Source organism: Shinella sp. (genome assembly GCF_052438155.1).
GTDB lineage: Bacteria > Pseudomonadota > Alphaproteobacteria > Rhizobiales > Rhizobiaceae > Shinella.
Genome location: NZ_JBQVPI010000005.1, coordinates 244,697 through 270,169, shown reverse-complemented (window position 1 = coordinate 270,169; position 25,473 = coordinate 244,697). Strand labels below are relative to the sequence as shown.

General features: G+C 63.4%; 26 protein-coding genes. 16 read left to right on the top strand and 10 right to left on the bottom strand.

Features of this window, described 5'->3' with window-relative positions:
- Positions 1-53: 53 nt before the first annotated feature.
- From ACT6VE_RS12145 to ACT6VE_RS12135, 3 genes are all read left to right on the top strand, one after another.
- Entirely contained in the window at positions 54-980 is a 927-nt protein-coding gene (locus tag ACT6VE_RS12145; protein WP_444798862.1) for a histone deacetylase family protein, read from the top strand.
- Between the two features lie 2 nt (positions 981-982).
- A complete protein-coding gene (locus tag ACT6VE_RS12140) occupies positions 983-1,240 on the top strand; it encodes an exodeoxyribonuclease VII small subunit (protein ID WP_069059587.1) in 258 nt (85 codons plus the stop codon).
- A 232-nt stretch (positions 1,241-1,472) separates the two neighbouring features.
- Positions 1,473-3,629 (top strand): calcium-binding protein, encoded by a 2,157-nt coding sequence (locus tag ACT6VE_RS12135; protein ID WP_444798861.1) that lies wholly within the window; start codon positions 1,473-1,475, stop codon positions 3,627-3,629.
- A gap of 91 nt (positions 3,630-3,720) precedes the next feature.
- On the opposite strand, the gene ACT6VE_RS12130 is transcribed toward ACT6VE_RS12135, so the two are convergent.
- Positions 3,721-4,107: an ester cyclase gene (locus ACT6VE_RS12130; protein ID WP_444798860.1), complete on the bottom strand. Its 387-nt coding sequence runs from the start codon at positions 4,105-4,107 to the stop codon at positions 3,721-3,723.
- A 161-nt stretch (positions 4,108-4,268) separates the two neighbouring features.
- Here ACT6VE_RS12130 and ACT6VE_RS12125 point away from each other — a divergent pair, with 161 nt between their 5' ends.
- From ACT6VE_RS12125 to dxs, 7 genes are all read left to right on the top strand, one after another.
- On the top strand, positions 4,269-5,192 hold the full coding sequence (locus tag ACT6VE_RS12125; protein ID WP_069059590.1) for a pirin family protein: 924 nt from the start codon (positions 4,269-4,271) through the stop codon (positions 5,190-5,192).
- Between the two features lie 182 nt (positions 5,193-5,374).
- Positions 5,375-5,698 carry an ArsR/SmtB family transcription factor gene (locus tag ACT6VE_RS12120; RefSeq protein WP_444798859.1) on the top strand — a complete coding sequence of 108 codons (324 nt, stop codon included), beginning with the start codon at positions 5,375-5,377 and terminating at the stop codon, positions 5,696-5,698.
- Positions 5,695-6,123: an SRPBCC family protein gene (locus ACT6VE_RS12115; RefSeq protein ID WP_444798858.1), complete on the top strand. Its 429-nt coding sequence runs from the start codon at positions 5,695-5,697 to the stop codon at positions 6,121-6,123. The genes ACT6VE_RS12120 and ACT6VE_RS12115 overlap by 4 nt, the downstream gene beginning before the upstream one ends.
- A gap of 12 nt (positions 6,124-6,135) precedes the next feature.
- Positions 6,136-6,342 (top strand): hypothetical protein, encoded by a 207-nt coding sequence (locus ACT6VE_RS12110; protein ID WP_444798857.1) that lies wholly within the window; start codon positions 6,136-6,138, stop codon positions 6,340-6,342.
- A 9-nt stretch (positions 6,343-6,351) separates the two neighbouring features.
- On the top strand, positions 6,352-6,774 hold the full coding sequence (locus ACT6VE_RS12105) for a DUF1801 domain-containing protein (RefSeq protein ID WP_444798856.1): 423 nt from the start codon (positions 6,352-6,354) through the stop codon (positions 6,772-6,774).
- A gap of 19 nt (positions 6,775-6,793) precedes the next feature.
- Positions 6,794-7,198, top strand: coding sequence for a DUF1801 domain-containing protein (locus ACT6VE_RS12100; RefSeq protein WP_444798855.1), 405 nt, complete (start codon positions 6,794-6,796; stop codon positions 7,196-7,198).
- 263 nt (positions 7,199-7,461) lie between these two features.
- Positions 7,462-9,381: a 1-deoxy-D-xylulose-5-phosphate synthase gene (gene dxs, locus ACT6VE_RS12095; protein WP_444798854.1), complete on the top strand. Its 1,920-nt coding sequence runs from the start codon at positions 7,462-7,464 to the stop codon at positions 9,379-9,381.
- A 12-nt stretch (positions 9,382-9,393) separates the two neighbouring features.
- On the opposite strand, the gene ACT6VE_RS12090 is transcribed toward dxs, so the two are convergent.
- From ACT6VE_RS12090 to ACT6VE_RS12080, 3 genes are all read right to left on the bottom strand, one after another.
- Complete coding sequence (locus ACT6VE_RS12090; RefSeq protein WP_444798853.1) at positions 9,394-9,906, bottom strand: Clp protease N-terminal domain-containing protein; 513 nt, start codon at positions 9,904-9,906, stop codon at positions 9,394-9,396.
- 11 nt (positions 9,907-9,917) lie between these two features.
- Positions 9,918-10,139: a hypothetical protein gene (locus tag ACT6VE_RS12085; protein WP_444798852.1), complete on the bottom strand. Its 222-nt coding sequence runs from the start codon at positions 10,137-10,139 to the stop codon at positions 9,918-9,920.
- 76 nt (positions 10,140-10,215) lie between these two features.
- Entirely contained in the window at positions 10,216-11,226 is a 1,011-nt protein-coding gene (locus ACT6VE_RS12080; protein WP_444798851.1) for a DUF4424 domain-containing protein, read from the bottom strand.
- A 295-nt stretch (positions 11,227-11,521) separates the two neighbouring features.
- On the opposite strand from ACT6VE_RS12080, the gene ACT6VE_RS12075 reads away from it, so the two are divergent.
- Both ACT6VE_RS12075 and ACT6VE_RS12070 read left to right on the top strand, forming a co-directional pair.
- Positions 11,522-11,980 (top strand): hypothetical protein, encoded by a 459-nt coding sequence (locus tag ACT6VE_RS12075; RefSeq protein WP_444798850.1) that lies wholly within the window; start codon positions 11,522-11,524, stop codon positions 11,978-11,980.
- 220 nt (positions 11,981-12,200) lie between these two features.
- A complete protein-coding gene (locus ACT6VE_RS12070; protein ID WP_444798849.1) occupies positions 12,201-12,518 on the top strand; it encodes a hypothetical protein in 318 nt (105 codons plus the stop codon).
- A gap of 63 nt (positions 12,519-12,581) precedes the next feature.
- Here the strand turns inward: ACT6VE_RS12070 and ACT6VE_RS12065 are convergent, their stop codons facing one another.
- Complete coding sequence (locus ACT6VE_RS12065; RefSeq protein WP_444798848.1) at positions 12,582-14,771, bottom strand: methyl-accepting chemotaxis protein; 2,190 nt, start codon at positions 14,769-14,771, stop codon at positions 12,582-12,584.
- A 246-nt stretch (positions 14,772-15,017) separates the two neighbouring features.
- Between ACT6VE_RS12065 and ACT6VE_RS12060 the strand changes: the two genes are divergently transcribed.
- Together ACT6VE_RS12060 and ACT6VE_RS12055 are read left to right on the top strand one after the other, a co-directional pair.
- Positions 15,018-15,770 (top strand): TlyA family RNA methyltransferase, encoded by a 753-nt coding sequence (locus ACT6VE_RS12060; RefSeq protein ID WP_444798847.1) that lies wholly within the window; start codon positions 15,018-15,020, stop codon positions 15,768-15,770.
- The gene (locus ACT6VE_RS12055) at positions 15,767-17,017 is read left to right on the top strand and encodes a class I SAM-dependent RNA methyltransferase (protein WP_444798846.1); all 1,251 of its coding nucleotides are present in this window, start codon (positions 15,767-15,769) and stop codon (positions 17,015-17,017) included. Before ACT6VE_RS12060 ends, ACT6VE_RS12055 begins: the two co-directional genes overlap by 4 nt.
- A 16-nt stretch (positions 17,018-17,033) precedes the next feature.
- Here ACT6VE_RS12055 and ACT6VE_RS12050 read toward each other — a convergent pair whose 3' ends face one another.
- The 5 genes from ACT6VE_RS12050 to ACT6VE_RS12030 form a co-directional block, all read right to left on the bottom strand.
- Complete coding sequence (locus tag ACT6VE_RS12050; RefSeq protein WP_444798845.1) at positions 17,034-17,792, bottom strand: SDR family oxidoreductase; 759 nt, start codon at positions 17,790-17,792, stop codon at positions 17,034-17,036.
- A 151-nt stretch (positions 17,793-17,943) separates the two neighbouring features.
- A complete protein-coding gene (gene mcpU, locus ACT6VE_RS12045) occupies positions 17,944-20,037 on the bottom strand; it encodes a methyl-accepting chemotaxis protein McpU (protein WP_444798844.1) in 2,094 nt (697 codons plus the stop codon).
- Positions 20,038-20,236: 199 nt separating this feature from the next.
- Positions 20,237-20,992, bottom strand: a complete 756-nt coding sequence (locus tag ACT6VE_RS12040; protein WP_444798843.1) for a crotonase/enoyl-CoA hydratase family protein — start codon at positions 20,990-20,992, stop codon at positions 20,237-20,239.
- Between the two features lie 10 nt (positions 20,993-21,002).
- Positions 21,003-22,775: an acyl-CoA dehydrogenase gene (locus tag ACT6VE_RS12035; protein ID WP_444798842.1), complete on the bottom strand. Its 1,773-nt coding sequence runs from the start codon at positions 22,773-22,775 to the stop codon at positions 21,003-21,005.
- Between the two features lie 189 nt (positions 22,776-22,964).
- On the bottom strand, positions 22,965-23,510 hold the full coding sequence (locus tag ACT6VE_RS12030; RefSeq protein ID WP_444798989.1) for a BA14K family protein: 546 nt from the start codon (positions 23,508-23,510) through the stop codon (positions 22,965-22,967).
- A gap of 196 nt (positions 23,511-23,706) precedes the next feature.
- On the opposite strand from ACT6VE_RS12030, the gene ACT6VE_RS12025 reads away from it, so the two are divergent.
- Both ACT6VE_RS12025 and ACT6VE_RS12020 read left to right on the top strand, forming a co-directional pair.
- Positions 23,707-24,798, top strand: coding sequence for a glycoside hydrolase family 25 protein (locus ACT6VE_RS12025; RefSeq protein ID WP_444798841.1), 1,092 nt, complete (start codon positions 23,707-23,709; stop codon positions 24,796-24,798).
- A 34-nt stretch (positions 24,799-24,832) separates the two neighbouring features.
- Positions 24,833-25,473 (top strand): metallophosphoesterase family protein (locus tag ACT6VE_RS12020; protein ID WP_444798840.1); only part of this gene is annotated, 641 nt, incomplete at its 3' end.

The following is a 25,473-nucleotide window of genomic DNA, read 5'->3' as shown; positions in this document are numbered from 1 at the left end:
ACATTGGCCCATTTCCCGTGGACCTCGCCAACCGCAATGGGTAGCTTCCGGCCATGACGACGTTTCTCTTCGAGAACCCGATCTTCCTCGAGCACCACACGCCTGAGGGCCACCCGGAGCGGTCGGACCGCATCCGGGCGATCAATCTTGCGCTGGAGCATGAGCGCTTTGCGCCCCTCGTGCGCGAAAAGGCCCCGCAGGCGAACGAGGATTTCGTGCTGCTCGCCCATCCGGAAAGCCATCTCAGGGCGGTGATGTCGGCGATTCCCGAAGAGGGCATCAACCAGGTCGAGGCGGATACCTATGCCAGCCCCGCCAGCTTCCAGGCCGCGCTGACGGGCATTGGTGGTGCGATCGCCGCCGTGGACGCCGTGTTTTCCGGCAAGGCGGACAACGCCTTCGTCGCCGCCCGGCCGCCCGGCCACCATGCCGAGCGCAACAAGGCGATGGGCTTCTGCTTCTTCAACAATGCCGCCATCGCCGCCCGCCATGCCCAGAAAGCGCACGGCGCCGAGCGCGTCGCCATCGTCGACTGGGACGTGCACCACGGCAACGGCACGCAGGACATTTTCTACGACGACCGATCCGTGCTGTTCTGTTCGACGCACCAGATGCCGCTCTATCCCGGCAGCGGCGCGAAGGACGAGACGGGCGCCGGCAACATCGTCAATGCGCCGCTTTCCGCCAATGACGGCAGCGACCATTTTCGCGAGGCCTTCAGGTCGCGCGTGCTGCCGCGCGTCGCGGACTTCAAGCCTGATATCATCATCATCTCCGCCGGCTTCGATGCGCATCACCGCGACCCGCTGGCGCAGATCAACCTCGTCGCCGACGATTTCGACTGGGCGACGGCAAAGCTGATGGAACTTTCCGAAAAATCGGCGAACAACCGGGTGGTCAGCCTGCTGGAAGGCGGCTACGACCTCACGGGCCTGGCCGAATCCGCCGCCACCCATATCTACCGCCTGATGAGAGGCTGACCATGAGCAACCCCGCCCCTGCCGCCCCGGATGTTTCGGCCCTCTCCTTCGAGCAGGCCGTCGAGGAACTGGAAAAGATCGTCGCCGCCCTCGAGCGCGGCGACGTGCCGCTCGACCGCTCGATCGAGATCTACGAGCGTGGCGAAGCACTGAAGAAACATTGCGAGACGCTGCTGTCGGCCGCCGAAAACCGCATCGAAAAGATCCGCCTCGACCGCGCCGGCAAGCCGCAGGGCACGGAGCCGCTCGATGGGGCGTAATTGACCCGCGAAGGTTGAATTTTTTCTTGACATAAAACACGCTGCAATTTTACCTCTAGCCACCGTATGATCGGCGGCTAGAACTGTCTTTGCACATTTATGCATCGTACAGCGCTGGAGCCCTTGATCGAATCACGTTTTGGACTGCCCTCGATTCATTGAGTGGATAGCGTGCCTGCGCATCGGCATAACCCCATAAGAAGAACGCGTTGGCATAAAGGGGCTGCTTGCAATGGCTGAATTTACCGGCACCGAGGGTATCGACCGTTTCGTCGGCGGAAGCGAAGACGACTATTTCTATTTCTTTCCCGGCTTCATGACGCCAACCGACAAGGTCCGCGGTGGCGGGGGCGACAACGCCCTGGTTCTGATCAACGATTTTGCCCAGCCATGGAAGATTTTCCAAACCGACTGGCCAAGCCTCTCGAATATCCAAGGCATCGCTCTCATTTCGCGGAACGACCAAGGACACGATCACGCCGGTTTCAAGCTGGCTTTCGACAACACCTTCTTCAAAATGAACAAGGTCGTGCAATTCACTCTGGATGCGTCCAGGCTCGACCTCGATGGCGGACGACTGGAACTCTCTGCCTCCACCGTCACGAACATGTCGTTCGACATTTACGGCTCCATGGGACGCTACGCAATCGATGAATTCGATCGGGACAGCTACGACAACCTGCGAACCGGCAGCAAAAACGACAGGTTTGTCTACTACGCCAACTCGCTGATAGACGACAGAATCGACGGCGGAGCCGGAACCGATACCATCGTCCTGGTTGGCGCAGGCGGCACGACGACCGTGAACGGTAAGGAAAAGACCACCCCGAATGGCTTTACTACGCTGACCGCAGTCAAGAATGTCGAGAAAATCGTCGTCACGGATTTATCCGCGGGGCAGTCTCGAACAATCGATTTTGGCGATAGCAGCCGTTATGTGGGTCGCAACGCGATCGAAATCTCTACGGATCGTAACTATGGGACAGAGAAGGCGCCAAAGCCCGTTGACGGGAAGCTGATCATCGATGGGTCGGGAATTAAATCTTCTCTGAGCATGCTCGACGTTACGGGTGGCAACGCTGGAGATATCCTGATCGGCGGCGCCGCCGATGACCGCCTGTCCGGCGGCAAGGGAAATGATATTCTGGTCGGCGGAGGCGGAGCAGACCGGCTTTACGGCGGCTCAGGAAATGACACCTTTATCGGCGATTCCAGCATTTACGCCGGTGATTATCAAATCCTGTGGTCGTTCACAGGCAGACCCGGTGTCGACAAAATGTATGGCGGCGAAGGGAACGACGTCTTCAAGCTGTCATGGGAGTACTGGAACCCGAAATACAATACAGGCTTGGTTGCGGGGGGCGCCGGAATCGACACGATACAGATTTCAGGACGAAACATTCCGGCAGATATACTGGATACCATGACCGTCTCTGGCATTGAAGTTATCGACTTCCTCGAAAACGAGGCTACCTTTACCGTCGGTCAAGCGTTTCTGAAGAAAAACCATGACGAAAACGGGCGGCTGTGGATCCAGAATAAAGCCGGCATGTCCGGCGGTACGGTAAAAATCGACGCCTCGGGCGTGACGGATACTAGATATTCGGTGCATATTGCTGTTCGCTCGCCAGGAATAGACACTCTTTCCGGCGGCATGGGTAATGATATCTTCGACTACTCGCTTACCAGCAAAAGGCGGTTCTCAAATTCGAGCGGGTTGACCACTATTGACACCATAACAGGTGGAGACGGGTTTGATACGATCCTCGTTCTGGAAGGACGCAAGAGCACGCTCGGCCGCAACATCACCGGCGTGGAGGAATTGAAGATCGTCAATACATCCTCCAGCGACGATAAAACGGAGGTCGTTCTAGCGACATTCGAAGCTATAACGATTAATGGCAGCCGGCTTGGTGCCAATGATAGCCTGGTCGCTGATGGGCATGCCGCCAGGGCTTCCGTTCGGATCATCGGCGGAAAGGGCGACGATGTCCTTTCCGGCGGACGCGCAAACGACACGTTGCGTGGCGGCGACGGCGACGACGCTCTGACCGGCAACGAGGGTTCGGACAGACTTACAGGCGGCAAGGGTGCGGATCATTTCGTTTTCGCCGATGCCTCCGATTCGCTTCCGACAGCGGGCGCACGCGACGTCATCACGGACTTCAAACAAAGCGAAGGCGACAAGATCCATCTCCTGCATGAGGGATCACCTGCATATTCCTTCGTTGGAGCCAGCGCCTTCACCGGCAAGGTAGGAGAGGTGCGCAGCTTTGTTTCGACTGGCAAGACCCATGTGCAGCTCGACGTGGGCGGTGATGGCGTTGCAGATCTTGGTATTATACTCGCCGGAACAGTGACCCTCACGCAAAGTGATTTCATACTATAGTCTTCAAGCGCCCCGTCACGCATAGGAGACGATCATGAGGCCCTTTCCCGGCAAGCCGCAGGGCACGGAGCCGCTCGACGGGGCGTGAGCCTCAGAGTTGTGCGGCGATCGCGGCCTTGTCGATGATCGACCAGACATTGCGGATGCGCGCATCCTCGAATTCGTAGAAGACATTCTCCGTAAACGAGACCTTTCGGCCGTTGACCGGCAGGCCGAACAGGGTGCCGACCGGTGTGCAATCGAACAGCAGCCGGCTGGCGATGTGCGGCGGGTCGCACACCAGGAAATCGATGGTGAAGCGCAGGTCCGGAATGGCGCGAAAATCGCCTTCCAGCATGGTGCGGTAGCCCGGCAGGCCGATACGCGCGGCGTTGTAATGCACGTCCTCGTGGACGAAGCTGCCGAGGTTCGGCCAATCCTGCTTGTTGAGACAGCCGATATAGCCGCGAAAGAGGGCTGCAATTTCGTCCTTGGTCATGCGTTTTTCCTGCTTCCGGCAGTGGATGTCTCCAATATGGCGCGGCCCGCAATAAAGGCCAGAGGCATGAAAGCCTGACCACAGCGTCAACAGCGGCTGCCCTATCCCTCCCTCTCTGCCCCGGTTAGCATATGGTCAACAACCAACGACAGGAGGGCGTAGTGAGCTTCTTTCCCGGCAAGGACCCCGAGGCTGGCGATGCGCCGGCGTGCGACGCGCTGGAGTTGCTGATCATTCCGCGCACCAGCGATATCGGCGGGCTGGAGGTGCGGCGCGCGCTACCGACAGCCAAGCGGCGGCTGGTCGGCCCGTTCATCTTCTTCGACCGGATGGGCCCGGCGCTGCTGCGCGCCGGCGAGGCGATCGACGTCAAGCCGCATCCGCATATCGGGCTTTCCACCGTCACCTATCTCTTCGACGGCGAGATCAAGCACCGCGACAGTCTCGGCACCGAGATGGTGATCGCTCCCGGCGACCTGAATCTGATGACGGCCGGGCGCGGCATCGTGCATTCGGAGCGCTCACCGGAAAACCTGCGCGGCCATCCGCAATCCATTTCCGGCCTTCAGACATGGCTCGCCTTGCCCGACAGCCATGAGGAGATGGCGCCGGTCTTTGCCCACACGACAAAGGCCGAGCTTCCGGCTTTCTCGGCCGACGGTATTACCGGACGCACGATCATCGGCAAATACGAGGGGCACGCCTCGCCCGTCAGCGTGCCGACCGATACGCTCTACACCGACCTGATGCTGGCGCCCGGCGCCGCCGCGCCGCTTGCGGCAGATTGGGAAGAGCGCGCGGTCTACGTGCTTTCAGGCACGCTCGACGTGGCCGGCGATGTGTTCGAAGCGGACCGTCTGCTCGTCTTCCGCCCCGGCGATGCGATTACCTTGAAGGCGGGGCCGCAGGGCTGTCACATCATGCTGTTCGGTGGCGCGGCACTCGGCTCGAAACGCTATATCTGGTGGAACTTCGTCTCCTCCTCCAAGGAGCGCATCGAGCAGGCCAAGGAAGAATGGCGCACCGGCCGTTTCGATATCGTGCCCGGCGACGAGGAAGAATTCGTGCCGCTGCCGGCGGGGTGACGCATAGGTGGTTGGCTATTTAGCGGCGGTGCGTTTTGCATCTCTCCCGCCAGCTCACGCTATCTCCGGACTTGCTCATCGGCGCGCTCCGGGCCGCGGATGACGAAGGGGAAACAAGAGGGCTTGACTAATTCATAGCCATGCAGCTATAAGAAAATCCATAGCCACTGAGGTATGGATTAGTGACCGAACTGCAAGACACCCTGTTCCGCACGCTGGCGGACCCGACGCGCCGGGCGCTGTTCGAGCGGCTTTGCCGCGAAGGCGAAAAGACCGTCGGCGCACTGACGGCCCAGGCCGGCGTCTCGCAGCCGGTCGTTTCCAAACACCTCAGCCTGCTCAAGCAGGCCGGCCTCGTGCGCGACCGCCACGAGGGTCGCCAGACGCATTACAGCGCCCAGCTCGGCGCGCTTGCCCCGCTGATCGACTGGACCAGCCAGATGGCGAGGTTCTGGGAATCGCGGTTCGATGATCTTGAAAATTTGCTGAGGAGAATGGACCAATGACCGTTGCATCAGAGACGCGTTCCGTCGTCGTCGAGCGCGATATCGCCCACCCGCCGGAAAAGCTCTGGCGTGCACTGACCCAACCGCACCTGATTACGGAATGGCTGATGCGGAACGAGGATTTTCAGCCCGCCGTCGGTAAAACGTTCCGGCTCAGCGGCGACTGGGGCGGTGTCGATTGCGAGGTCTTGACCGTCGAGCCCGGCAAAACGCTGACCTATACCTGGAACCACCTGCACGACGATCCTGCCTTTGATCTGCGCAGCGTGGTATCCTTCACGCTCACGCCGACGGCCAACGGCACGCTTCTGCGCATGGAGCAGTCAGGCTTCCGGCCGGAACAGAAGCAGGCCTTCGGTGGCGCCCGCCACGGCTGGCAGGCGCATTTCACGAACCTCGAACGGGTTCTGGCGGGAATGGAATAAGGAGGAACGGCAATGCGCTGGAACATGCGGATCCGCCAGGTTCACCGCTGGCTGTCGATCGTCTTCACGCTCGCCGTGATCGTCAACATCGCGGCGATGACGCAGACGGAGCCGGCCATCTGGGTCGGCCTGCTTGCGCTCTTCCCCCTCATCCTGCTGTTGCTCAGCGGCCTCTACCTCTTCGCCCTGCCCTATCTGACCCGGGCACAGCGGAGCTAGGAGAACCTCATGGCAGACAAGACACCGGAAAAGCCCGTGCTTCTCTCGGGCGGCAATCCGCAGATTGCCAAAGGTTACGGCGATGGCCCGATCCAGGCCTACATCGCCGCCATGCCCGGCTGGAAGAGTGATGTCGGCCGCAGGCTCGATGCGTTGGTCGAGAAAAGCGTGCCGAATGTCTACAAGGCGGTGAAATGGAACTCGCCGTTCTACGGCATCGAGGGCGAAGGCTGGTTCCTCAGCTATCACTGCTTTGCGAAATACATCAAGCTGACGTTCTTTCGCGGCACCTCGCTCGATCCTGTGCCGCCGGTCGCCTCCAAGACACCGGAAACGCGATATTTTCACATTCATGAGGATGACGATCTCGACGAAACGCAGCTTGCCAGCTGGATAAAGCAGGCGAGTGAGCTTCCCGGCGAGCGGCTGTAGGAAACGAGAGGATACGACCATGGACCAGGCCGGCAGCGACACGGAATCCCCTTCCAGGCAGATCGACAAGAGGATCGAAGACCTCGCCGACTGGCGCGGCGGGACGCTTGCCCGGCTGCGCGCGCTTGTGAAAGAGGCGGACCCCGAGGTCGTCGAGGAGTGGAAGTGGCGCGGCGTTCCGGTCTGGGAGCACGACGGCATCATCTGCACCGGCGAGACCTACAAGGCGGTGGTGAAGATGACCTTTGCCAAGGGTGCGTCGATCGAGGATCCGGCCGGCCTCTTCAACTCCAGCCTTGAGGGCAACACGCGCCGCGCCATCGATTTCCATGAGGGCGAAGCGATCAACGAAGAGGCCTTGAAAGCGCTGGTCCGCGCGGCCGTCGCACTCAATCAGTCGTCACGCGCCGGCAAGAAGAAGTAGCCCGCTTCGCTCTCACAAAAAATTGCGCTCCTGCAACAGGGTCCAACGCTGTCTGCAAAATGCCCGAATTGCCGGACAGAAGGCGGCCCTGCGTCGGTTTGCATAGTATCAATCCGGCGAAATACGCTCTAGACTTGCTGAAACGGTTGAAATCGCGCGCCGCATTCTGCATGTGACAGGCTAGCGCACTATATAGACCGCATGCCCGGGCCGTGCCTCCGCAAGGGAGCCATCGCCAGCGGGCGTGACAACGAGGCATGAGAGTGACACAAACGCCAGCCACCCCGCTGCTCGACAAGGTTCGCATTCCCGCAGACCTGAAGGCCGTCGACGATCGTGACCTGCCGCAACTCGCCAGCGAGCTTCGCGCGGAAATGATCGATGCCGTGTCGCGCACCGGCGGGCACCTTGGTGCAGGCCTCGGCGTGGTGGAACTGACCATCGCCATCCACAAGGTTTTCGACACGCCGAAGGACCGGCTGATCTTCGACGTCGGCCACCAGTGCTATCCGCACAAGATCCTCACCGGCCGGCGCGACCGCATCCGCACGCTGCGCCAGGAAGACGGCCTGTCCGGCTTCACCCGCCGCGCGGAAAGCGAATACGACCCGTTCGGCGCCGCCCACTCTTCCACCTCGATTTCCGCCGGCCTCGGCATGGCGGTGGCGGCCGATCTTTCCGGCGAGCATCGTAACGTCATCGCCGTCATCGGCGACGGCGCGATGTCGGCCGGCATGGCTTACGAGGCGCTGAACAATGCCGGCGCGCTCGATGCACGCCTCATCGTCATCCTCAACGACAACGACATGTCGATCGCGCCGCCGACAGGCGCGATGAGTGCCTATCTCGCGCGCCTCGCCTCCGGCCGCACCTATATGGGCTTCCGCGATTTCGGCAAGAAACTGACGGCCTATCTCGGCAAGAAGGTCGACCGCGCCATCACCCGTGCCGTCGAGCATGCGCGCGGTTATGTCACCGGCGGCACACTCTTCGAAGAAATGGGTTTCTACCATATCGGCCCGATCGACGGTCACTCCTTCGAGCACCTGCTGCCGGTGCTGCGCAATGTGCGCGACAATTCCAAGGGCCCGGTGCTGATCCACGTCGTCACCCAGAAAGGCAAGGGCTATCCGCCGGCCGAAGCGGCCGCCGACAAATATCACGGCGTCAACACGTTTGACGTCATCACCGGCGCGCAGGCCAAGGCCAAGCCGAATGCGCCGGCCTACACCTCCGTCTTCGCCGAAGCGCTGGTGCAGGAAGCCGGTTTCGACGAGAAGATCGTCGCCGTCACCGCCGCCATGCCGAACGGCACCGGCCTCGACAAGCTCGCCGCCGCCTATCCGGCCCGCACCTTCGACGTCGGCATTGCCGAGCAGCACGCGGTGACCTTCGCCGCCGGCCTTGCCGCCGAGGGCTACAAGCCGTTCTGCGCTCTCTACTCCACCTTCCTGCAACGCGGCTACGACCAGGTCGTGCACGACGTGGCCATCCAGGGCCTGCCGGTGCGTTTCCCGATCGACCGCGCCGGTTTCGTCGGTGCCGATGGGCCGACCCATGCCGGCTCCTTCGACACGACCTATCTCGCCACCCTGCCCGGCTTCGTGGTGATGGCCGCCGCCGACGAGGCCGAGCTGAAGCACATGGTGCGCACGGCCGCCGCCTACGACGACGGCCCGATTTCCTTCCGCTATCCGCGCGGCGAAGGTGTCGGCGTGGACATGCCGGTGCGCGGCGAAATTCTGGAAATCGGCAAAGGCCGTGTCGTCAAGCAGGGCACCAAGGTCGCATTGCTTTCCTTCGGCACACGGCTCGCCGACTGTTTGCTAGCGGCCGAAGACCTTGATGCCGCCGGGCTTTCCACCACGGTTGCCGATGCGCGCTTCGCAAAACCGCTCGATCACGACCTGATCCGCCAGCTTGCCCGCCACCACGAGGTGCTGATCACCATCGAGGAAGGCGCGGTCGGCGGCTTCGGCAGCCATGTGCTGCAGTTCCTCGCCATGGAGGGTCTGCTGGACCACGGCTTGAAGGTGCGCCCGCTGGTGCTGCCGGATATCTGGATGGAACAGGCCAAGCCCGACGCCATGTATGCCAAGGCCGGCCTGGACCGCGCCGGCATCGTCTCCACCGTCTTCCAGGCGCTCGGCCAGAAGGCCGTGGATGTCGTGGCGGCCGGCTGATCGCCGGTTCGGCTATCCCTGCACGTCTCGGATGATGCGGTCCGCTGCGTCCTGAAGCGCCTTTGCGTCTATGCCCATGACGCGCAACGCCCGCGCTGCAATGCCATGCGGCATGCGGGCCACGACCGAAACGACGTGGGCGCCGAGCAGGGGATTGTGCTCCTTGCGCCCCTCTGCCAGGCGCTGCATGACCGCCTGGCCCGATGGCGCCGCATCGAATACCCCATGCCGGGATGGCAGAGGCTCGGGCTCCGTCGCATGCGCCGACACCGCTGGATCGAGGCCGACCAGCCGGAGCGCCTCGCCATACTGACGCTCGATCGCCGGTCGGAAGCCGGCGGCATCGGCGCCGACCGCCTCGAACGCCCGCCGGGCGGTCCCATCCGGCAGGTCGAGTGCAGCGAGCACAAAATGCTCCGCTCCGGGCTCGCGCTGCTGGTCTTGTCTTGCGTGCTGTTCCGCCTGTTCGCACAGGGCCCTGATCGTGCCCATGCTTTCAAAGCGAGCCTTGATCCGATTGAACATGGGTCATCCTCCTATGGGGAATCATCGCTCGCGACGATGTCCGAGAGCCGTTTATGGGCGGCCTGCTTGGTGACGCCGAGCGCCTGCGCGATCCGCGCCCAGGACCAGCCCTGTCGCAAGGCCGACCGCACGGCACGCCGCTCCAGTCCGTCCGCGAGGCGACGGAGCGCGATCACAGCCGCCAAGGCGGTCTCCGGGTCTTCGGGATCGGGCAGGCTGCTTATATCGACCATTCGTCAACCTTAGTTGACGATGAGGTGTCCGTCAATGATGGTTGACGAAATACCCATCCTACAAGGAAGCCCTGCCCTACTGGGCGCCGCTCGGCTTCAGCAGCAGGATGTCGATATCCTTGTCCGGCGAGAAATCCTTTGCCTTCATCTCGAAGGTCGTCGGGCCGGTCTTCTTCACGCCCTCGCCGCAGAAGCTGACGAGGTTTTCCGCAGCGCCCTTGTCGATGGTCAGCGAAAAGTCCTTGATCGGGCCGTTCCAGTTGGCGCCGGTGGTCAGGATGTAGGAAATCCAGCTCTCGGTGAGATAGGGTTTACCGGCCTGCATGTCCTTTTCGGCCTGTTCGGCGCGGCGCACGATGCTGTCTTCGATGCAGTAGCGCTTCACATAGTCCGCGTAGCGCTCGCCCTTCGCCTTGCCCTCCTCCAGGAAGGAAATGCCGACCGTGCCGCCGACGCTCGGCCTGTAGCGATGCTGCACCTTCACCTCCCTGCCGGAAGGGAAAGTCGTGCGCCACCAGTAGACGGATTTCAGCGACCAGAGCGGCGTGCGGTAATCCTTCATGCCGGTGCCGTCGTCGTCATAGGTGTCGATGAAGATCAGGCCCCGGGCGATCCAGTCCGCCGCCACGTCGTCCGGCAGTTTCTTCAACGCTTCCTTCGTCGCCTTGGCGTAGGGCAGCAGCGGAATGCCCTGTGCCTTCAGGTCCTCGGTTACGTCGATGTCGGAGGCATAGGCGCGCTGCTGGAGATTGGTGGTGACTGCCTTGCCATCCTGCGACGCCGTGAAGGCGAGGTAGTTGTCCGTCTCGAAATCGTCGATCGCGATGTTGGCATAGGGATCGCCGCCGATATCGGGCATCGGGAAGGCGACGAGGCCGGAGACCTCCTTGCCTGACGTGTTGGTGAACACGTAGTCGACGCGGATTTCCTCCGGCGAAATGAACAGTGCCTCGCTCGTCATCTCCACGTCCGGCGTGCGCACGAAGGTCAGCCCGCCGGTCTTCAGCTCCGCCATCGTATCGTTGGCAAAGGCCGGCGTCGCCGAGAGGGCAAGGAGAAGCGGTAGAAGGCGCAGAGCATTTTTCATGGGCGTCCTCGAAGCATTGGTGCGTGCGATATGAGCCGAATTCCTCGGTCGCGGCAAGCCGAAGGCGCGATGCCAGCACAGCCCCGTTTCGTGCCGTCAAAGACGGGGATCACATTTGTGCGTGACAAGGTGTTTCAACACGCTAAGATTGCAAAACAGCTTTAAAGCGCTTGATAACACTGAAACCGAAAGACCACGCCCTCCCAGACATCGGCCTCTATGATGTTGATGTCACCCACCTCCAACGCCCTTTCCTGTCGCGTCGTGAAATCGGAATCCATCAAAGGACAAGGCTATGAACGCTAACCGAATTCGTCATCTGCTTCTCGCTGCGCCACTGATCATCGCCGGCATGGCGCCCGCCTTTGCCGATGAAAGCAGCGTCAATCAGTCGATTGATCAACTGCTGGGAGATCACACGAAGTACCAGGCGGTCATCGTCGCCCTGCAAAAGGCTGTCGCAGCACAGGATGCCAAAGGCGTCGCCGCACTGGTGAGCTACCCGATCGGCGTCAAGATCAACGGCAAGGAAACCAACGTCAAATCCGCAGCCGCGTTCGAGAAACACTATAGCGGCATCATCACCCCCCGCATTGCCAAGGCGGTCACCGACCAGAAGTATGGGGATCTCTTCGTCAACTATCAGGGCGTCATGTTCGGCGATGGCCAGGTCTGGATTAGCGGCATCTGCACGGACAATGACTGCAAGAATTTTGATGTAAAGGTGGAGACCATCCAGGACGGCCCAAACTAAACCGCGCCATCTGGTCGGGCGCGCGTGCCGCGGTTTGAACGGTCCCCGCATTCGCGGAAGAACGCTTTTGATGGAGCCCTAGAAACCCGGTCACGGCGAACCCGGCGGTGCGACCGCAGTTCGCCGTCCAGTCTGCGGTACATGGTGCACGCTTTCTCAACCATGCCGTTTTGCCACCCCGTAACCACGTCCCTTGGGCGTCCGGAAACCTCCGGCTGTTATGAGTTGCAGCAACGACAAGAACGACCGGACAGGGATTTCCACCATGCGATATGCGTTGCTTGCGGCTCTTGCCGCCACGCTTTGCCATGCCTCCATCGCAGCCGCCGAAGAGCGGCCAGCGCACGACCCCGCCATCGAGGCGGCGGCGATCGCCATCCTGCAGAAGAAGCTGCCGGATATTCGCAAGACGCATAATATCGGCGATGATCCGGGGCTCGTGCGCGAAGCCCGGCGCGAGATGCAGCCGCAGGGCATTTCCGCCCTCGCCGACCTCGATTCGCTGGCTGGTTTCGCCGGCCGCATCATCTGGCTCTGAGCCCTGTTCCAAGCAAAACGCTCCGGCCTATCACCGGGGCGTTTTGCTTGGTTTTTTACTGCCTCAGAATTCCGTCCATTCCTGTGCGACAGCGGCATTTCCGCGGGCCGCCGGTGCAGATCGGTAGGCGGGCCGCGCTGCCGTCTCCATCTGGCGATGGACGGCGCGCAAGTCGCGCGCTCCAGTGTCGTTGGCGGCATTGGGCAGCGCGAAGCGGGAAATCTGCTCGCGCAGCCGCACGGCTTCGTTGGCAAGAGACGCGCTGGCGGCATTCGTCTCCTCAACCATCGCGGCGTTGCGCTGCGTCACCTGGTCCATCTGGTTGACCGCCGTGTTGACTTCGCTGAGGCCGACCGACTGCTCGCGGGCGGAAATGGCAATGGCATCCATGTGCTGGTTGATGGTCCCGACATGCACGCTGATTGCCTGGAGCGAGGCGCCGGTATCCTGCACCAGCCGCACGCCGCCCTCGACCTCGGTGCTGGACTTGCGGATGAGTTCCTTGATTTCGCGGGCGGCCTGAGCCGAACGCTGCGCCAGTTCCCGCACCTCCTGCGCCACGACCGCAAACCCCTTGCCTGCCTCGCCAGCTCGTGCCGCCTCGACGCCGGCGTTGAGGGCGAGCAGGTTGGTCTGGAAGGCGATCTCGTCGATCACCCCGATGATGTTGGAAATCTGGCCGGACGAGTGCTCGATGCGCTTCATCGCCTCGATGGCACCGGCGACGATCTCGCCGGATTTCTGGGCACTGCTGTTGGCTTCGCCGGCGACGGTGCGCGCCTCGTCGGCCCGCTTCGTCGAATTGGCGACGTTGGCGGTGATCTCGTCGAGAGCTGCGGCGGTCTCTTCCAGCGAGGCGGCCTGCTGCTCGGTACGCTTGGAAAGGTCGTCGGCGCTCATGCTGATCTCGCGCGAGCCGCTGTCGATCGAGCCGCTCGAGGCCGCCACCGCGCCGAGCGTCTCGCCAAGCTGGGCGACCGCCGTGTTGAGGTCGTGGCGCAACTGCTCGAAATCCGGAGCGAAGGATTCGGTGAGCTGGAAGCTGAGATCGCCGGCAGCCAGGCGGCGCAGGCCGCCGGCAAGGCCGGAGGTCGCCTGCTGGAGCCGCGCCTGGGCGGCGGCTTCCGCATCTTCCTGCAGGCGAATCCGCTCCGCTTCGGCGCGGCTGCGGTTTTCCGCAGCTTCCGCTTCCAGTCGGCGATTGGCGATGGCGGCCTGGCGGAAGACTTCCACCGCGCCGGCCATCTCGCCGATCTCGTCGCGGCGGCCGGCATAGGGGATGGCCGAAGCCGTGTCACCGCCAGCAAGCAGCGTCATCGCCTTCGTTGTGGCGACGATCGGCCGGGAGACCGACCGGCCGATGAGAAGGACGGTCGCGGCAATGGCGGCGATGGCGGCAAGAATAGCGGCAATCGCGATGCTACGGGTCTTGGCGAGGGCAGCCGCGCTGTCCGCTTCGGCCTTCGCCTTGTCGCTCGCAATGCCGGATGCCATCTGGTCGAAGATCGGTTCGACGGCGGCGAAGGCGTCGGAAACGCCCTTGCTGGCGGCGGCTTCCGTGCCGGCGATGGCGGCATAGTCATCGAAGGCCTTGCCGTAGTCGTCGAGCGCCTTGAGGATCGTCGCCTGGTTTGCCGCGCCGCCGAATTTTTCGGCCGGCGTCTTGGCAAAGGCCGCGCGCTCTTCCGCATGCTTGGCGAGGTATTTCGCATCGCGCCGCATGATAAAATCCTTCTCGTGGCGGCGCATTGTCAGCATGCTCGCCTGAAGGCCCTTGTCATCGACGGATTTCAGCAGTTCCTCGATGGAGTGCACCGCCGCGCGCATGGCGCCTTCGCGACCCGAGGACGGATCGAGGCCAAGCGCGATGCTGGCCTCAGCGAGCGTTGCAAAGCTCTGCTGATAGGTGGTGTAGCCGTCGGAAATTTTCTGGAGGTCGGCGCGGGTCGCGGGGTTCTCGACAAGACCACCCAGCGTGGCGAGCGTCGTTTCCGCGCGGGCAGAAATCTCCTTGTGGGCGGCGACGTATTTTTCATCGCGCCGCAGCAGAAAATCCTTTTCAGCCCGGCGGTTTTGCAGGAACTCGATCTCCAGCGCGCGCAGCTCCGTCTCGGCGCTGCGATGGCGCTCCACCCTTGTGCGATAGTCATCGGCAATACGCTGCTCGACGGAAAAGATGCCGACTATAAGAAGAATGCCCGCGACGGCAATCGGCGCCATCAGGCCGATCCGGTGGGACAGACGTAGGGTCATGCGTGCTCCTTGCGCCCGCTCGCCACGGGTCCAATCCACAAAAATGTTCGAAAAGTCCCCGTCGCATGGGGCCAGGCACCGGCCTCATGCCAGCATATGCTTAATGAATCCTGACTGTCATAATTTAAGGAAACGTGAATGTAGGATTGCCGCTTCTTGTGTTTCCGCCCGCCCTCAACGAATCATGTGAGGTGGAATGCGCCGGACGGGGCTTGCCACCCGCGGCGCAAGGCGTCATGAGAGGCAATGTCCCAATCTGTAGAAACCATCCGCCTCGACCAGCTCCTGCTGAATGCCGGCCTCGTTGCCAGCCGTTCGCGGGCGCGCGATGCAATTTCGCGCGGTACCGTGCGCGTCAACGGCCGCGTCGTCACCAAGCCGAGTTCCACCTTCCCCGCCTCCGCCGTCATCGAAATCGACGATCCCGCCCAGGCCTATGTCTCGCGCGCGGCGCTGAAGCTGAAGGCTGCGCTCGACGAATTCGGGCTCGATCCCGCCGGCCTCGACTGTCTCGACATCGGCGCCTCGACGGGCGGCTTCACGGATATCCTGCTGGAGCGGGGTGCTGCGCATGTCATCGCGGTCGATGTCGGCCATGACCAGCTTCACCCGCGACTGCGAGCGGACGAGCGCATCACCAATTACGAGGGCCTGAACGCGCGCGTGCTCGACGAGGACGATCTCGAAGGCCGCACGATCGGCGCGGTCGTCTCGGACGTTTCCTTCATCTCGCTGAAGCTGGCGCTGCCGCCGGCCCTGACCTTTGCCGAACCGGGCGCCTTCTGCGTGCTGCTCGTCAAGCCGCAGTTCGAAGCGGGCCGCGAGGCGATCAGCAAGGCGGGGCTCCTCAAGGATCCTGAAAGCGCGCCTGCGGTTGCAGCCGAGCTGGAACGCTGGCTCACGGAAGACATGGGCTGGCAGAGCCTCGGTCTCATCCCCTCGCCCATCACCGGTGGCGACGGCAATGTCGAATTTCTTCTCGGAGGCCGCAAGCCATGACGGCGGAGACGCTCACCATCGCCCGCCTTGGCAGTGGCGGTGACGGCATTGCCGAGACGGCGGACGGCCCGGTCTACGTGCCCTTCACCCTGCCCGGCGAGACGGTCGCCGTCGCACGCGCGAAGAACCATGGCACCGTCATGTCCATGTCGGTCGCCTCGCCAGAACGGGTCGAGCCGCCCTGCGTGCATTTCGGACCTGATGGAAAGAACGGCACCTGCGGCGGCTGCACCTTGCAGCATGCCGGCGATGCGCTCTACCACGATTTCAAGCGCAGCCTGCTCGTGCAGGCGCTCAAGTCGAAGGGCCTGACGCCGGATGTGGCGCCGCTTGTCATCGCCCGGCCGGGTGAACGCCGCCGCGTCGTCTTCACCGCGCGCAAGACGGAAAAGGGCGTGCTGCTCGGCTTCAACCAGGCCGGCAGCCACCATATCGTCTCGATCGACCACTGTCCGATCAGCAGTGACGGCATCATCTCTCAGCTCGAGGCGATCCGCCGGGTCGCCGGCGCTATCGCGACCTCGGCCGAACCGTTCCGCGTGACCGTACTTGAAACCGCCCCCGGCCTCGACCTCGCCTTCGAAGGCGTGAAGAAGGTGGGAGACAAGGAGCGCCGCACCGTCACCGAATGTGTGCTGGCCCTGCGTGGCATCGCGCGCGTTTCCAGCGACGGTGAAATCCTCATCGAGCCCCAGAAACCGGAGATCGATTTCGCCGGAGTGCGCGTCTCGCCGCCCGCCGGCGGTTTCACGCAGGCGACGAAGCCCGCCGAGGATGCCATGTCCGAACTGGTGCTGGCGGCCCTCGGCAAGGCCAAGCGCGTTGCCGACCTGTTCGCCGGCTCCGGCACGTTTGCCTTGCGCATCGCCCGGCAGGCCAAGGTGCATGCGGTGGAAGGCGAGGAAAAGGCGCTGAAGGCGCTGGATCATGCTGCCCGGAACACGCAGGGCCTGAAGCCCGTGACGGTGGAAAGGCGCGACCTCTTCCGCCGACCGCTGATGGCCTCCGAACTGAAGGTCTACGACGCCGTCGTGTTCGATCCGCCGCGCGCGGGGGCAGAAGACCAGTGCAAGGAACTCGCCCGTTCCGGCGTCAAAACCATCGTCGCCGTGTCGTGCAATCCCGTCAGCCTTGCCCGCGACCTGTCGATCCTGACCGCTGCCGGCTATCGCATTCGCATGGTGACGCCGATCGACCAGTTCCTCTGGTCGGCCCATGTCGAGGCCGTGGCGGTTCTCGACAGGTAGGCGACCGCAATCCGCCTCAGCGTATCTGCGTGGGAAACACCCCGCCATCATCCGCGTCCAGCACGATGGAGAGCGAGATGTTGCGCGGACGCGTGACGGCGAAGAGGACTGCTTCCACCACATCGCGGTTGGTGGCGCGCGCGCTCTTGGCTCGCTCGGGCGCCTCGGCCCATGCCGGTTCGCCCGGCTGGATGTCGTCCAGGTCGGGTGGGTGCAGGATGATCGAGCGGACCGGTGTCCCCGCCAGCATTTGCCGCAGCCCTTCCGCAACCGCCGTCTGGCCCCGCTTGGCGGCGTAGAAGGGAACGGAAACGCCATCGAGCAGCCCATTCGGCAGGCCGCTTACCGAGCCGATGGTCACGATATCCGGGTTGGCGGAGCGCCGGAGAAGCGGCAGAAGACCCTGGCTGAACAGGAATGTGCCGGTGACGGCGGAGTTGATAACGCCGAGGACCTCCTCGGCCGTGTACGGCTCGTCGCGCGCCTCCAGCCACATCGCGCCGTTGTTGATCAGCAGGTCGATATGTTCATGCGCGCCGACGATCGCCTCGACCGCCTGGCGCACGCTTGTGCTCTCGGCCAGATCGACGGTGATGCAGGCGGGGCGTCGACCCGTCGCGCCCGCAATCCCGTCAGCCACCGCTTCAAGCGCCGCGAGGGTGCGGCCGCACAGGACGATATTGCACCCAGCCTCCGCCAGAGACATGGCAAGCGCCGCCCCTAACCCACGGCCGGCACCCGTGATGACGACCGTTCGCCCCAGCAATTCAGCCAATTTCCGAGTCTCCGAATATCTGCAAAGTGATCTATCGGCTCATAGATGGGCAGCCGCCGTCGCGGGCACAACCCCTTGGCATCATTAGATAACTCAAAAAACTAAAAAGCCCGGGAGCGATCCCGGGCCTTTCTTTCTGAGATTCAGCCAATCAGGCCGCGCGGCGTACCGGGTTGGCGGCGTAGGTTGCGCCACCCTGCCCGAGCCGGAACTGCGCCAGCAGTGCGTTGAGCGCTGCGGCTTCGGCGGCGAGGCCGTGGCTGGCGGCGGTCTGTTCCTCCACCATGGCGGCGTTCTGCTGCGTGCCCTGGTCCATCGTGTTGACGGCGGTGTTGATCTCCTGGAGACCAGTCGACTGCTCGCGGGCGGCGGTGACAATGGCGTTGACGTGGCCGTTGATCTCCTGCACCTCGCGCACGATGGCTTCGAGAGCAGCGCCCGTCTCATCGACCAGCGACACGCCTGAGCGGACCTGATCGCTGGACGTGGTGATCAGCGCCTTGATCTCCTTGGCGGCATTGGCCGAGCGCTGGGCAAGCTCGCGCACCTCCTGTGCGACGACCGCAAAGCCCTTGCCGGCTTCGCCGGCACGCGCCGCTTCCACGCCGGCATTCAGCGCCAGCAGGTTGGTCTGGAAGGCGATGTCGTCGATCACGCCGATGATGTTGGTGATCTCGCTCGAGGACCTTTCGATGCCCTGCATGGCGGAGACGGCGCGACGCACCACCTCGCCCGACTTTTCGGCACCGGTGCGGGTGCGCGAGACCAGCGAGCCGACCTCTTCCGCGCGGCGGGTGGAATCCTTCACGGTGGTGGTGATCTCCTCCAGCGCGGCGGCGGTCTCCTCGACGGAGGCGGCCTGCTGCTCCGTCCGGCGGGCGAGGTCGTCGGCAGCCGTGCGGATTTCCATGGCGCCGGCGTCGATGGCGCGGGCATTCTGGCCGACCGTCGTCATCGCCGTGTGCAGCTTGGTGACGGAGTGGTTGAAGTCTGTGCGCAGGCGATCGAGATGGCCGGCGAAGGGGGCATCGATGCGGTGGGCGAGATCGCCATCCGCCAGACGCCCGAGACCGTCCGCCAGCGCTTCGACGGCGTGGTGGATTTCGGCGGCTTCGCGGGCCTTGGCGGCCTCGCGCTCGCGGCGCTCGCTTTCGGACAGCACGCGGCCCTCCTCGGCGGCGTTTTCGAGGCGGGTGCGCTCGATGGCATTGTCGCGGAACACGGCGACGGCGGCGGCCATCTGGCCGATCTCGTCGGTGCGGTCCTGGCCAGGGATTTCCGTGCGCACGTCACCCGAAGCAAGCTTGTCCATGGCGAGGGTCATCTCCTTGACCGGGCGCACGACGAGGCGCGACAGCACGGTGGCGAGGAAGCCCATCATAACGATGACGGCGAGCACGGTGGCGATCGTCGCGGCAATGCGGAACTGGTCGATGGCCGCGAAAGCCATGCCGCTGTCGATGGTGAAACCGAGATACCATTCCACCGACGGCAGGCGCGTGACCGGCACGAAGGAGACGAGCACCGGCTTGCCGGCATAGGTCGTGTGCGCGATGCCGCCGCCGATCGCGGGCGTCGCCTCCGGGAAGGCATCGCCAAGCGTCTTGGTGACGAGCGCCTTGTCCTGGTGGACGAGAACCTGACCGTCCTTGTTGACCAGAAAGGCGAAGCCCATGCCGCCGAGATCGACCGAATTGACCATCTCGACGAGGGATTTCAGCGAGAAGTCGCTGCCGGCGACACCGACGAGCGTGCCATCGCGCTTGACCGGCACGGCGGCGCTGATGATCAGGTCGTTGGTGGAGGCATCGATATAGGGCTCCGTCAGCACGCTGCCGTTCGCCTTGACGGCATCCTGATACCAGGGGCGCTGGCGCGGATCGTAGCCCTCCGGCATTTCCGACTTCGGCCATTGGGTGAAGATGCCCGCTTCATCGCCGACGTAGGTGGTCATGAACTGGCCGACCAGCACGTCGTTTTGCAGCACCGCCTCGATGCCGGCGGGATCGGCGGCCTTGCCTGCGGCATTGCCCGCCATTTCGGTCAGCGCCATGCGGGCGTTCAGCCAGTTGGCGATGCTCTGGGCGGCTTGCTTGCCGGAGCTGTCGATGCTTTCCTCGACGGAATTCGTCAGCACGCTGCGTTGCAGGCTATCGATGTAAAGGGAGAAGCCGGTAAAGGCGGCAATGACGACGAGAGACGCGACGACGAGGATGCGCGTCATCAGATTGGAGCGCTTGGACATGGGGCGCGATGTTCCTTCGGGGCGCGCTCCGCCAGAGGGCGGGAACGCGATGCTGAATGGCATGCCGGAGGGCGAGGATCGGACGCATCATGCGGCCGCCGGCAGGACGCCGGAGAATGGCCGTACCATAGGAAAACGTGTTTAAGGGCCTGTTAAAATTGACAGACCACAAATCGCAAGCGGCTTGCCGAATGCACCCTCAGCGCCGCGCCATAAAGGCCTCGAAGGCGGCGCGGGCTTCCGGGCTTTTTAGCTGTGCCGCGAAGTGTCCCGCCTCCTCGTCGATCCGGGCGGCAATGTCGGCCCGGTCGCCGCGGATGAGGTTGCGCGCGATGGCCAGCGCCTGCGGGGGCTTGGCGGCCAAGCGCTTTGCGGCCGCCAGCGCCTGCTCTTCCACCGCGGCCGGCTCGACGACGGCGTAGATGAGCCCCGCGTCACGCGCGGCCGTCGCGGAAAAACCGTCACCCGCAGCAAGCAGTGCGAAGGCGCGCTGGTGACCCATCAGGCGTGGTGCAAGCAGGCTGGAGGCCGCTTCCGGCACCAGCGCCAGATCGACAAAGGGCGTGCGGAATTCCGTGCGGATCGAGGCGTAGGTCAGGTCGCAATGCAGATGGATCGTCGTGCCGATGCCGATCGCCAGGCCATCGACGCCGGAGACGAGCGGCTTCGTATGGGCGGCAAGCGCATGGAGAAAGTCGATGACCTCGCGGCCCATCGTGCCGCCCATGGCAAACGCCATGAAATCGTTGAGGTCGTTGCCGGCGGAAAAGCAGCCTTCCGAGCCGAGGAAGACGGTGGCGCGCACGCTTTCATCCGCGTCGCCCGACTTCAGCGCATCCGTCATCGCCTGGTACATGGCGCGGGTGATGGCGTTCTTCTTTTCCACGCGGTTGAGGCGGATTACCTGCACACCGGGAGCATTTTCCGGGCGCTCGATCAGAATATGGTCGGTCATGTTTTTTCCTTCAGCCCAGAACCGCGCGCGCCGCCGCAAGGCTTGCGGCACCGCTCATGACACGGTCCTTGAGCGCGACCGTTTCCCCGATGACATTCTCCGCCGCAAAGCGGCAGAGTGCTGCGCGTTCGCCATTGCGGCCATCGCCGCCATCGGCGAGCGCGCCCTTGGCGAGATAGGCGCCGGTCAGCACCAGACCGAAGAGCCGTTGATACGGCGTGGCGCCGGCCAGCGCTTCGGCCTGCTTGCCCTCGGCGAGCGTGGCAAGCAGCCATTCGGTGGCGGCTTCGAGGTCTGCGATGCTGGCTTCCAGGCGCGCGCCGGTGTCGCCGAGTTCAGGCGTGTTCGCCGCGCGGGCCCTCGCTGCAATGTCGCGCAGTTCGGCGATGAAGCCGCGGATGTGACTACCCTCGGCGAGCGGCAGCTTGCGGGTCACGAGGTCGATGGCCTGGATGCCGTTCGTGCCCTCGTAGATCGGCGCGATACGGGCGTCGCGATAGAGGCGGGCGGCACCCGTCTCCTCGATGAAGCCCATGCCGCCATGCACCTGCACGCCGAGCGAGGAAACATCGACGCCGGCATCCGTGGCAAAACTTTTCGCGATGGGGGTGAGCAGGCTGGCGCGGTCGACCCAGTGTTTTGCATCATCGCCATGCGACAGATCGACGGCGTGGGCGCAGGCATAGGTGATGGCCCGCGCACCCTGGGTCAGCACCTTCATGGTCAGCAGCATGCGGGCGACGTCCGGGTGCTCGATGATCGGGCTCATGCCGGACCCCTGCCAGCCGGGCGCCTTGCCCTGCGTGCGCTCCTTCGCATAGGCGATCGCCTTCTGCGTCGCGGCTTCGGCAATCGCCACGCCCTGCATGCCGACGGCAAGGCGGGCGTTGTTCATCATGGTGAACATGCAGGCGAGGCCGCGGTTCTCCTCGCCGATCAGCCAGCCGATGGCGCCCGGCTCGTCACCGAAGCGGCCGTCGCCGTAGATCATGGTGCAGGTCGGCGAACCGTGGATGCCGAGCTTGTGTTCGATGGAATGGCAATGCGCATCGTTGCGAGGCCCCAGCGAACCGTCTTCGTTCACAAGGAATTTCGGTACGAGGAAGAGCGAGATGCCGCGCGTGCCGGCCGGCGCATCCGGCAGGCGGGCAAGCACCAGATGCACGATATTGTCGGTAAAATCGTGCTCGCCATAGGTGATGAAGATCTTCTGGCCAAAGAGACGGTAGGTGCCGTCGTCGCGGCGTTCGGCGCGGGTCTTCATGACGCCGAGATCCGAGCCGGCATGCGGTTCGGTGAGGTTCATCGAACCCATCCACTCGCCGGAGACCATTTTGGGCAGGTAGGTGTTCTTGAGGTGGTCGGAACCGTGCGCCGTCAGCGCCTCGATCGCGCCGATCGTCAGCGTCGGGCCGATGGCAAAGGCCATGGAGCCGCTGTTCCACATTTCAAGCGCTGCGACATGCAGCATATGCGGCAGACCCTGGCCGCCGAAATCCGGCGAGGCCGTCAGCGAATTCCAGCCGCCTTCCGCCCAGGCCTTGTAGAGCGCCGGCCAGCCATCGGGCATGGAGACCTTGCCATCGACGAAACGCGCACCTTGCGTGTCACCGATCGCCGCGAGCGGCGCGACTTCCTCGGTGGCGAACCGGCCGGCTTCGGACAGGATGGCATCCACGAGGTCGTCGGTGAGGTCGCCGAGATGGCCCCCGTCAAGCGCCGGCGTCAGCCCCGCGACGTGTTTCAGCGTGAACGCAATCTCCTCGACCGGCGCCTTGTACATCTCTATCCTCCTCCCATGCGCCCTCCCCGAACAAGCGGGCACGGCGATTTGCTGGCCGGCAGATTATTGATTTTTACGTAAACGTCAATAATGCAGACCAAAGCCTGGAATGCAAAAAGGCCGGCCGGTTGGTGAACCGGTCGACCTGTTTGCTGTGCCGGGGCAATCCGGCACCTTTATGAAAGCCCGTCAGCTATACGGCGAAATGCACTGCTGGCGCGGGCCGTTGTAAGGCTGGAACGTGTTGTCGTATGCGCGATAGGAACGATAGCGATTGGCGCACCAGTTCACATGCGAACCGCCGCCGACATAACCGCGGTCGTTGGCAATTGCGCCACCGATAATGGCACCGGCGCCAAACGCTGCCAGCGGGAACCAATAGCCGTCATGATAACGATAGCCGCGGCGCTGGTAACGATAGCCTCTATGGCCGCTGTACCAGCCACGACGATCGCCGCGATCACGCCAGCCGACATGGCGATTCCGGTCCCATCTACGGCCCTCCCGCCATCCGCGGTCACCACGCCAGCCGCGATCGCCGCGCCATCCGCGATCGCCACGTTTGATCCAGCGGCGGTGATCGCGATCACGCACCAATTGCACATCGCTTCCGCCGGCGGACGTGATGGGCTGGCTGACGGAACTCGCGACCGGCATCGCGTTTGCGGGCACGACGGGCGTTGCGGCAAACAAAGCCGACATCGCGACGACGATAACTTTTCTCAGCAACTTCATCACACTTCTCCCTAGTCAATGCCTCTCAAGCCTTGCTCAAACGGCAATTTGAACCTGAAACGCCTTGAAGTCCCTTTCGTTCCATATGTGTTTGCCGGCCTTCCTATTCAATGCGCCGCCAGCATTAGCCATCCGTTAACCATGTCTGTCGCACGATAGCCGCTTGCGGAGGCGCAGGAACCCTACAGGAGCGTCCATGAACCCCAAGCACCTTTCCGGCCTGGCCGCCTTCATGGCGCTGGCGGCCCTGTCTTTTCCCGCCGAGGCGGCGGATGTGGAACCGTGGAAGGCGCCGGAAAACGCCATCGTCATCGACGCCTACGAGCTGAACGAGATCGACTGGTCCGAGATGCTGTCCGACAAGCGCATCGCCGGCTTCATTTCGAAAGCCTCCGACGGCCTGCCGGAAAGCTATAGCTGCAAGGGCGAGCACAGCGGCGACACGGTGGCGCACTGCAAGACCATGTGGCGCAAATATGCCGTGAGCCGCGAACTCTACGAAACGCGCCGCCTGCTTGCCCGCGCCAAAGGGCTGCTGTGGGGCGCCTATCACCTCGCCCGCCCGGGCAATCCCATCGACCAGGCCAATCATTTCCTCGACTATGCCAAGCCGCAGGACGACGAGATGATGGTGCTCGACATCGAGGGCATCGATGCGGAAAACTATATGTCGCTCGAGGATGCGCAGGTCTTTGCCGGCCATGTGAAGACGCGCACCGGCCGTTACCCGGTACTCTATACCAACCATTCCACCGCTCGGCACATCGCGCTCAACCGCGACAAATACCGCATCCTCTCGCGCCTGCCGCTCTGGTATGCCCGCTACAAGCCGGGCATCGAGGGCGCGTTCCCTATGGGCAACTGGGACAATTATGCGCTCTGGCAGTTCTCCGCCGCCGCAAACTGCTCCAAGCGCCGCTGCCCCTATCGCGTCAAGGGGGCGGAAAACGACATCGACGTCAATGTCGCGCCTATGACCAAAGCAGAGCTGCAAAAGGCGTGGACGTTCGGGGCGCTACTGCCGGAAAAACCGTTGGAGCCTGTGGACGACATTCTCACTGCTTCCATTCCGAGCGGTGGCGCGCTCAACGTCACGGCCGAAGCGACCGCCTCTGTCGGCACGGGGGCTCAAACGACTGGCATCGTCACGCTCGCCGACGGTAAGACGCCGTTCCCGATGACGGTCAGCGCGGAGGTTCACGCCGGCATCATGGCGAACGGCACCACGACCACCCTGCTCGGGCCTCGCATGGTCGAGGTCACGCCGATGAACTACCAGGATTTCTGAGGACCAGCTCCGGTCCCGCAAGAACAGTGTCCGAATGACCTATACGTTCGCCGTCGGCGACATCCATGGCTGCATCGACCCGCTGAACAGGCTGCTCGCCCGTATCGACGCCTATGCCGCGTCGGGCACAGTGGTCTTTCTGGGAGACTATATCGATCGCGGGCCGGACAGCAGCGCGGTGCTCGACCGGCTGATGGCCGGCCCCTCCGCCAATTTCCGGTGGATATGCCTGATGGGCAACCATGAGGACATGATGTGCGGGGCCTATTACGGGCGCAGTGACCGCGACTGGTGGCTCGACAATGGCGGCCTCGAAACCGAAATGTCGTTCGGCGGCAGGGTGCCGGCCACCTGTCTCGGCTGGGCGGCAAAGCTGCCGCTCATGCATGTCGACGCGCACACGCTGTTCGTCCACGCCGGCGTATCCCCCGCCTTCCCGCTGGATCAGCAAGGCAGGCGCGACCTGCTGTGGCTACGGTTTCGATCCGATGAGCCAGAAGACTATTGGGGCAAGCACCTGGTACACGGACACACGCCGTCGAAATCCAATCCGGTGACGGTTCACAACCGCACGAATATCGATGGTGCCTGTGTTTTCGGCGGAAAACTGGTCTGCGCGGTTTTCGACGACGCGATCGCCGGGGGGGCCGGCGGACTACAAACAATAGGGGGGGG